This is a genomic window from Longimonas sp., assembly GCF_046498435.1.
Taxonomy (GTDB): Bacteria; Bacteroidota; Rhodothermia; order Rhodothermales; family Salinibacteraceae; genus Longimonas.
On the sequence record NZ_JAWOAR010000060.1, the window covers coordinates 24,503 to 31,659 of the forward strand.

At 60.6% G+C, this 7,157-nt stretch carries 6 protein-coding genes; 2 read left to right on the plus strand and 4 right to left on the minus strand.

Annotated features, from left to right (window positions below; translation table 11 throughout):
* Positions 1–951 precede the first annotated feature (951 nt).
* Positions 952–1,761 (plus strand): hypothetical protein, encoded by an 810-nt coding sequence (locus R6U20_RS02500; RefSeq protein ID WP_410336294.1) that lies wholly within the window; start codon positions 952–954, stop codon positions 1,759–1,761.
* Positions 1,762–1,961: 200 nt separating this feature from the next.
* On the opposite strand, the gene R6U20_RS02505 is transcribed toward R6U20_RS02500, so the two are convergent.
* The 4 genes from R6U20_RS02505 to R6U20_RS02520 all read right to left on the minus strand — a co-directional run bounded on the left by R6U20_RS02505 (position 1,962) and on the right by R6U20_RS02520 (position 5,904).
* Complete coding sequence (locus tag R6U20_RS02505) at positions 1,962–2,471, minus strand: hypothetical protein (protein WP_410336295.1); 510 nt, start codon at positions 2,469–2,471, stop codon at positions 1,962–1,964.
* A 25-nt stretch (positions 2,472–2,496) separates the two neighbouring features.
* On the minus strand, positions 2,497–3,306 hold the full coding sequence (locus tag R6U20_RS02510) for a glycerophosphodiester phosphodiesterase (RefSeq protein ID WP_410336296.1): 810 nt from the start codon (positions 3,304–3,306) through the stop codon (positions 2,497–2,499).
* Positions 3,307–3,327: 21 nt separating this feature from the next.
* The gene (locus tag R6U20_RS02515; protein ID WP_410336297.1) at positions 3,328–4,698 is read right to left on the minus strand and encodes a tryptophanase; all 1,371 of its coding nucleotides are present in this window, start codon (positions 4,696–4,698) and stop codon (positions 3,328–3,330) included.
* A 120-nt stretch (positions 4,699–4,818) separates the two neighbouring features.
* A complete protein-coding gene (locus R6U20_RS02520; RefSeq protein ID WP_410336298.1) occupies positions 4,819–5,904 on the minus strand; it encodes an LptF/LptG family permease in 1,086 nt (361 codons plus the stop codon).
* Between the two features lie 167 nt (positions 5,905–6,071).
* Between R6U20_RS02520 and sucC the strand changes: the two genes are divergently transcribed.
* On the plus strand, positions 6,072–7,157 hold a 1,086-nt coding region (gene sucC, locus R6U20_RS02525; protein WP_410336299.1), incomplete at its 3' end, for an ADP-forming succinate--CoA ligase subunit beta.

The window sequence follows — 7,157 nt, forward strand, 5'->3', positions numbered from 1 at the left end:
ATTGCTCTTACCGGAAGGTGCGCTCGCGTCCCGCACGGACGGCGGCCACGATCTCCTCTGCGCTCATTTTGATGTCCACCGCGGGTACGTCAAGAGGCGATCCTTCGCTCTCTTGCGGACGAATAAGGTATTCGCTTCTATCACGCCGCCGAACTCGGACTTCACCCTCATCTCTATACCTCCAGGACGTACGCAGTTGCAACTCACGAATGTCATCTCGTCGCGAGGCTCTGCCTCGTGACGCCGTCGTTTAGGGGCTCTGCCCCGTCCACAGACAGGAAATGACGCCCCTCGGGTCAAGTGCGTAACTCCTAACCTCTAAAACATCGATTCCTGATTCGCGAGCTACTTCCTCCAATCCTCCATCCAGCGTTAAGTAGAGCAATAAAAGTACGTTAGTTTATGTGCAGACCGACCGTTCAGAGAGCTTGCTTGCCGGAAAGGTTGTCGAGATGCTGCTTAGCACTTTCTGTTAGATTGTGAGATTAGCCGCCGTATGTTGCCCCCAATCATCGGAGCGCTTGCCCCCCCTGCGCCGCTGGATCGCATTCGGTTCGAAGGTGCGCGCCCGACCGAGCTATTCGCTATTTCCAGTGTAAAATATTTCCAGTGTAAAAACGGGGCAGAGGGGCCCGAAGGGTCATGCCTGTTGTGCCATGCGACAGGAGACTGTCGGTGCCAGGTCCTGTGATTAGTCTCACAACCCCAAACTGCCGCGTGACGCCCCAACCGAGAGGCTCTGCCTTCTCCGTACAAGCCGGCTCCGATGCGTAATCCCCAATCCGGTTACAGCATTGCGGTCAGGCCGATCTGCAGGGCGGCGCTTTTGCGTTGAGACTGTGCGCTGCCCCAAGGTAGGCCTGTAACATCGACTGGGGAATATGCGTCTTGAGGCTGCAAATCGAAGCTGGCTGCGGTCAGTGCTCCATGAACCATGCCTCTGAATCCATCATGACTATGCTTTTTCGAGTGCCGCCTCGTCTGTGGCACACACTGCCCGCTGTGCTGATCGTGCTGATGCTAACTGGACTGGGTACTGCCACGTATGCGCAGTCGCCTGCGGAGGACATTCCTGCGCTGGAGACACGCAACGACCCCATCACGATTCCTGCCGAGGCCACCGTATCCGACGACATTGAGAGCCAGAACGGGGCTATCACCATTGGTGAGAATGCTCGGGTTGCCGATATTGAAACGCGGAATGGGGCCATCACACTGAATGAAGGTGCTCGTGCCGCCTCCATTGAAGCCCGCAACGGAGCTATTACGCTGCGTGGGGCGAACAGGACGGGTACGATCGAAAGCCGCAATGGACGCATCTCCATTGGTCCGGAGAGTACCATTGGCGGATCGGTCGAAACGCGCAACGGACGCCTCATGATGGGGCGCGAATCAACCATTGAGGGGGATGTGGAAACCCGCAACGGGTCCATTGCGAGCGAGGAGGGCGTGCGCATTCAGGGCGAAGTGGAAACGCGGAATGGCACGATCACGCTTGTGGGCACTGAGGTGGATGTGCGGGTCGACACCCGGAATGGCGATATTCAGCTGGAAGCCACCCGCATTCGCGGCGATGTGCGGCTGCTCATGTGTGAGAATTGGAGCGGTTCGAACCCGCCCGTGCTCAGCATTGATGCCGCAAGTCGCGTGGAGGGACGCCTGATTGTGGATGAGCGGGCCCGTGTGGAGATAGAAGCGGAGGCCGAGGTGCCTGTGGTCGAGCGCTTCGCTTCGCGTGAGGCGTGGGAGCGCCAGCCGTAGAGACCAGATGGTGCGTCTTATACCAACTCCGTGTGCTCCGTTGGGGATGGAGGGATGAAAGGGTGAACGGGCGGATGAAAAAAACATCCATCCTTCCCCCCGTCCATCCATTCATCCCCATACGAGGCCGAAGACGAAGTACATCCGGTGTGCTGCCGAGAAGCGATATCGTAATGCTGCAACCGGAATTGCATGACTCCTTACGTTTCGCGCGGGAGTTCGGGATCGGCGGCGGCCAGGGCGCGCTCGGTGTACGTGTAGAGCGCGTCGAGCTGGTCGCGGCTGAGCCACTGACCGACCAGCGCCAACACGTAGGTGGCAAGTGCCAGCCCAGCCCCAGCCGGAATGGACCACAACCAGGGCGCGTGCATGCCCAGGCTCCACTGCGTGCCGCCCACCACGCCGCCCAGAAACGCCGCAAAGGCTGCGATGGCATACATGGCCATAAACATCGTCCATACCGACGGGCGCGGCCCGTACACACCGCGCAGATGGGTACCTCCATTCTCAGGCTGGAGGTCGAGGCTTAGCTGTGGCGACCAAAACCAGGCTTCCTCGTCGGGCACGTTGATGATGACGTGCTTGTCGTAGAAGGAGCCGTGATAGCCGTCGTCCGATTGCTCAACGTGGGTTTGCAGCGCCTCGACGGCCGCGTCGGGCGAGCACGACAGGTGCCGCTCGAATGCGGGCCGCATGCGAAGACTGATCATGGGCATAAGGGGAATGAGAAAAAAGCTACGAGTGGGCGCGCCCGGCCTGCGCAGCGGCACCGTGTGCGCGGCGGGGATAGTCGGTGATGAGTGCATCCACCCCGCAGGCCAGGAGCGTAGCCATCTCGGCGCGGTCGTTGACCGTCCATACCTGCACGGGCATCTGGCAGGCGTGGGCCGCCTCCACAAAACGGCGCTGCACCACGCGAATCGGACCGTACCAGTGCGGCACCTGAAACGCGGTGCCGGGCGGATCGTACCGGGTGTGCCTCCCCACCAGGTGGCGCACGTAGAACGAGGCTGCTTCGGTCATCGCCATGTTTGTGGGGATGCGCGGGCGCAACGCCCGAAACCGGCGTAAAATGCTCGCGCTAAAGCTGGCGACCACGACCTGGTCGGTACGTCCGGTTTCGGCGATGAGATGGCTCATGGCATTGGCAATGCCCGGCCCGGCTCCATCTTTTAGCTCCACAATGAGCGGCGTATCCGGATAGCGATGCAGCATCTGCCGAAGCGTAGGCAGCCGAATCCCTTCATTTCGGTACGGATGCGTGCCATCCTCGCTCTGCCAGTGGTAGCCTGCGTCGAGCGATTGAAGCGTTGCTGTTGATAGATCGCGCACGTGTCCGGTGCCGTTGGTGGTGCGGTCGACGGTCGGGTCGTGGATGGCGATGAGTTCGTCATCGGCTGAGAGCTGCACGTCAACCTCCAGCGCCTCGGCCCCCTGGTCGAGGGCCCAGTCGCATCCGGCAATCGTGTTTTCGGGAGCCCCACCGCGTCCCCCGCGATGGGCGACGATGGTGCAGGCTGGGGTGCCAAACGAAAGAAGCGACATAGGCGGTGGGGAGCAAAGCGGTTACGCATCCATCGGAGCAAAATGCGCGGTGAAGTGGCGCAGCTGCTCGGGCTCGTGGGTGATGGTGTAGCTGGGCAGGTCGCGGGTGCGCTCCACGATGTCTTCGAAGCACTCGATCACATAGTCGATGTGCGACTGCGTGTACACACGGCGCGGAATGGCCAGGCGCACGAGCTCCATAGCGGCGGGTTCTTCGGAGCCGTCGGGCTGGCGGCCAAACATGACGGAGCCGATCTCGCAGCCTCGAATCCCCCCGGTTTCGTAGAGCGCCACGGCGAGCGCCTGTCCTGGATATTGAAGCGGTGGGATGTGTGGCAAGAGCGTTTTTGCGTCGATATACACAGCGTGTCCGCCAATGGGCCGCACCACGGGTACGCCCAGCTCGGTGAGCGCCTGCCCCAGATAGCGTGTTGAGGCCATGCGATAGGCCAGGTAGTCCTCGCGCACGATCTCTTTCAAACCTTGCGCAATGGCCTCCAGATCGCGCCCAGCGAGTCCGCCGTAGGTGGGGAAGCCCTCGGTCAGGATCAGCTGATTGCGGGCGGCCTCGGCCCAGGCGTTGTCGTTCAGCGCCAGCCACCCGCCAATGTTTACGAGCGCATCTTTCTTCGCACTCATGGTCATGCCATCGGCGTGACTGAACATCTCGCGGACGATGTCGGGCACGCTCCAGTCGGCGTACGCGTCTTCGCGCATCTTGATGAAGTACGCGTTCTCGGCAAACCGGCATGCATCCAGAAACAGCGGCACATCGTGCGCCCCGCACACCGCCTTGATGGCCTTGAGATTGGCGAGCGATACCGGCTGCCCGCCGCCCGAGTTGTTCGTAATGGTGCACATCACCATGGGGATGCGATCGGCTTTGTCCTGGAGCAGATCGTCGAGGCGATCCACATCCATGTTGCCCTTGAACGGATGCATGTTGGCTGGATCGTGGCCCTCTTCAATGACCAGATCCACCGCCTCCGCCCCGGTGGCTTCGATGTTGGCGCGCGTGGTGTCGAAATGCGTGTTATTGGGAATGATCGCGTCTTCATCCGCTACAATGCCCATGAGGATGCGTTCGGCGGCGCGGCCCTGGTGGGTGGGAATGATGTGCTCGAACAGCATCAGCTCGCGTACGGCAGCCTCGAATCGGTGGTACGAGGACGAGCCCGCGTAGCTCTCGTCGCCCTGCATCAGCCCGCCCCACTGCGCAGCACTCATGGCGGCAGTGCCCGAGTCGGTGAGCAGGTCGATCATGACGTCGTCGGCATCGAGGTTGAAGAGGTTGTAGTGGGCCTCCTCGATCAGCGATTCCCGCTCGGCGCGGGAGGTCAGGCGAATGGGCTCGACCGATTTGATGCGGAAGGGCTCGATAATCGTATCCATAGGCAGGGTTTGCAATATGCGCAACGAACGGAAAACAGCGTAGCTTTAACATACAAAGCCACACGCAAAAAACGAGCGCCTGTGGTTTGAAGGATCGCCAGAGATGGGTGTGTCGGCGTGCTACTTGCGCGCCTGGATCAGCAGGAGTAGCGCCACGATGGCAAACAGGACATGCGGTACCCATGCGGTGAGCCAGGGATCGAGGGTTTCGGCATAGCCGAAAGGCTCAGTGAGCTTCTGCGCAGCCAGGTAGAGCAGCGCCACCAACAGCCCGATACCAAAGCGCACAGCCTGTCCGCCCCGGCGCCGCACCGCAGCCAGCGGCACCGCAATGAGCACGAGAATGAGGTTGGCTATGGGATAAGCGAACTTGTTGTAGTACGCCACGAGCGGGCGCCCGAGCTGGCCGGCCCCCGAGCGCTGGAGCGATTCCAGGTAGTAGCGCGCCTCCGTCACAGTCATCGCCTCCACGTCGCGGGCTGTGCGGGCCAGGTCGCGCGGAGTTACTTGTAGCGTCGTATCCATGCGTGCATGATAGGCCTGTTGCATGGGTTCCTCAGCCTGAAAGGTACGCTCGGTTACGCCCACCATGCGCCACGTTTCGAGCGAGTCGACCCACTCCATGCGGTCGGCGTCGAAGCGTTCGCGCAAGCGCTGCTGGTCATCGAAGCGTTGCAGCGAGACATGGTGGGCGCGCTGTTCGTTCGTGTCGTAGTAGCCCACTGACACGATGCTCAGCGGATCGTTCTGGCGATGGATCTCGCTTACCTCAACCGTCTGGCGCTGCGTGTTCAGATACTCATTGTCGTATTCTACAACGACCTCGTTAGCGCGAGGCACGATCCACCCGTTGAATCCGAACATGAAAACGGTGAGCATCCCCCCCACGAGCAGATACGGGCGCAGGAGTCGGTACAGCGACACGCCAGAAGTTTGCAGGGCAATAAGTTGCACCTCTTGCGCCAGCTTCCCCGTTACGTAGATGCAGGCCAGAAAGATGGCAAGGGGAGACGTAAGCCGTACAATTTCAGGAATGTACGCGGGGTAGTACACCCGAAAGATCTCGCTCATGTCCGCTCCACGATCGACGAAGTCATCATTGTACTCTACCCAATGCAGCACAATGAAGAAAACAATCAGCGCGCCGACAAAGAGCAGAAAGCTTTTGAGCACGCGCGCTACAATGTGCCAGTCGAACCGAGTCACCGAGTGTGCAGGGGGAGCGAGGACAGAGGACCCAGAGGCCTGCGGCAGGGGCCGTCCATGAGCAGATTGCGAAAACCGAGTATACCGTCGGCATGCGTTCGCTTCTTTGCCGCGAGGCTCTTTACTTACGGGCTGGACCAACTGTTCACGCAACCACGCAACCTCCCATGAAAGTCCACGAGTATCAAGCAAAAGAAATTCTTAGCGACCATGGCGTGGCGATGCAGCCCGGCATTGTGGCTGAAACCGTTGACGAGGCCGTTGACGCCGCCGAAGAGCTGACCCGCAATGGCGCAAGCATGTTCGTCGTAAAGGCCCAGATCCATGCTGGGGGCCGCGGCAAGGGCGGCGGCGTAAAGCTGGCCCGCTCGCTCGACGAGGTCAAAGAACATGCCGAGGCTATCCTGGGCATGGACCTGGTTACGCACCAGACCGGCCCCGAGGGGCAGAAGGTGCGTAAGCTGCTCATTGCCGATGCGGTAGACATTGAGCAAGAGTTCTATGTGGGCGTGACGCTCGATCGCGCCAAGAGCCAGAACGTCATCATGGTCTCCAGCGAAGGAGGCGTGGAGATCGAAACGGTGGCTGAAGAGAGCCCCGAGAAGATCATTAAGGCGTGGATCGACCCAACCATTGGGCTGCGTCCGTTTCAGGCACGTCGCCTGGCGTTTGGGCTGGGGCTGGAGGGCAAGGCCTTCAAGCAGGCGGTGAAGTTCATCACTGCGCTCTACGAGGCCTTCGAAGCCACCGATAGCACCATTGCCGAGATCAACCCGCTCGTGCTTACGGGAAGCGGCGACATTGCAGCGGTTGATGCCAAGATTAACCTCGACGACAACGCGCTCTACCGCCACCCCAACCTGGAGGCGATGCGCGACATCCACGAGGAAGATCCAACCGAGGTCGAAGCCAGCGAACACGGCCTCAGCTATATCAAGCTCGATGGCAACGTGGGCTGCATGGTCAACGGCGCCGGGCTCGCCATGGCGACCATGGACATCATTAAGCTGGCGGGCGGCGAGCCGGCCAACTTCCTGGATGTAGGCGGCACCGCCAACGCCGAAACGGTGGAAGCTGGCTTCCGCATCATCTTGAAAGACCCGAATGTGGAAGCGATTCTCGTGAACATTTTCGGCGGCATTGTGCGCTGCGACCGCGTAGCGAAGGGCGTCATTCAGGCGGCAAAGAACATCGACCTGAATGTGCCGCTCATTGTGCGCTTGCAAGGCACCAACGCTGAAGAAGGCAAGGCG

What these genes read in the sequence shown, in the direction of transcription:
- R6U20_RS02510 (WP_410336296.1), bottom strand. Translation starts at nt 3,306, where the DNA reads ATGTCGCTTCTTTCGTTTGGCACCCCAGCCTGCACCATCGTCGCCCAT.
- R6U20_RS02500 (WP_410336294.1), top strand. Translation starts at nt 952, where the DNA reads ATGACTATGCTTTTTCGAGTGCCGCCTCGTCTGTGGCACACACTGCCC.
- R6U20_RS02515 (WP_410336297.1), bottom strand. Translation starts at nt 4,698, where the DNA reads ATGGATACGATTATCGAGCCCTTCCGCATCAAATCGGTCGAGCCCATT.
- R6U20_RS02505 (WP_410336295.1), bottom strand. Translation starts at nt 2,471, where the DNA reads ATGATCAGTCTTCGCATGCGGCCCGCATTCGAGCGGCACCTGTCGTGC.